Below are 1,403 nucleotides of genomic sequence, written 5' to 3'. Positions count from 1 at the left end.
TATCCGTCTTTAGCTAAGCGAGAAACCACGTGACAGCGGCGGCTTATCGAGGCATCTTTTCGAGAGGAATGAGGAGGCGACGAGTGTGCACAACGAAGCCTCCTCATCTCGGATTATGCGTCGGCTCACTACATTGTTTCCTTCCGAGTTCCTCGAAGAGCACGCCGAGGAACTCGGCGTGGTCGAACGCGACCGCAAGCTCCAGATGCCTGCCTTCGTCTGGGCATTCGTGTTCGGCTTCGCCGCAGGCGAAAGCCGAACACTCGCAGGCTTCAGACGCAGCTACAACTCGACAGCCGACGAGACGGTCTCTCCCGGCGGCTTCTATCACCGGTTGACGCCGTCTCTCGCAGAGTACTTCCGCGACCTCGTCGAGCGTGGCCTCGACGAGGTCGCTGTCCCTGACACTGTTGACGCCGATATCGACCGATTCAGGGACGTGATGATCGCAGATGGAACCGTCCTGCGGTTACACGAGTTCCTTGCCGATGAGTACGAAGCTCGCAAGGAGGAGCAGGCTGGAGCGAAGCTCCACCTGCTCCATAATGCCACTGAACAGACGATAGAACGGCTCGACGTGACTGACGAGAAAACGCACGACAGCACGTTGTTTAACACAGGACCGTGGCTCGAAGATCGGCTCGTTCTGTTCGACCGAGCCTACTTCAAGTACCGGCGCTTCGCGTTGATTGATGAGAACGACGGCTACTTTGTGAGTCGGCTGAAAGAGAGCGCAAATCCGGTCGTAACGGAGGAATTACGGGATTGGCGCGGCCGCGCCATTCCCTTGGAAGGTGAGCAGATCCACGATGTTGTGGATGATCTGCACCGCGAGTACATCGACGTGGAAGTCGAAGCCGAGTTCGACCGAAGACCGTACGGAGGAACGCAGTCACGCGATACGAAGCGGTTTCGCGTCGTCGGCGTCCGCAAAGAGGACGCCGACGACTACCACCTGTACATCACGAATCTCCCGAGAGAAGAGTTCCTGCCGTCGGATCTAGGGACGATCTATCGGTGTCGGTGGGAGGTAGAGTTGCTATTCCGTGAGTTGAAGACGCAGTACGAACTGGACGAGTTCGACACGACGAAGGAGCATGTTGTCGAAATTCTGCTGTACGCGGCGTTGCTGTCACTGCTGGTGAGTCGTGAATTGCTTGATCTGGTCACCGAACAGGCGGACGATGAGATTGTGTTTCCGCCGGAACGCTGGGCGGCGACCTTCCGGTCGCACGCCCAGCTCATCCTCCACGAACTTGCCGACTATCTCGGCTACTCGCCGCCACCGCTGCTCGACCGGTTGATCGACGACGCACAGAAGATCCACCAGCAACGGCCAGTGTTACAAGAGACGCTCGCTACCGCTACGCAACCGAGGTGTGAGTCTTAGCTAAAGACGAATA

General features: G+C 57.7%; 1 protein-coding gene. It reads left to right on the top strand.

Features of this window, described 5'->3' with window-relative positions; genetic code table 11:
* Positions 1-115: 115 nt before the first annotated feature.
* Entirely contained in the window at positions 116-1,390 is a 1,275-nt protein-coding gene (locus EA472_RS21775) for an IS4 family transposase (protein WP_124193542.1), read from the top strand.
* Positions 1,391-1,403 lie beyond the last annotated feature (13 nt).

Origin of the sequence: Natrarchaeobius oligotrophus, assembly GCF_003841465.1 — an archaeon.
GTDB classification, from domain to species: domain Archaea; phylum Halobacteriota; class Halobacteria; order Halobacteriales; family Natrialbaceae; genus Natrarchaeobius; species Natrarchaeobius oligotrophus.
Note: the sequence above shows the minus strand (reverse complement) of the source record. Positions and strands in the feature narration are given on the sequence as shown.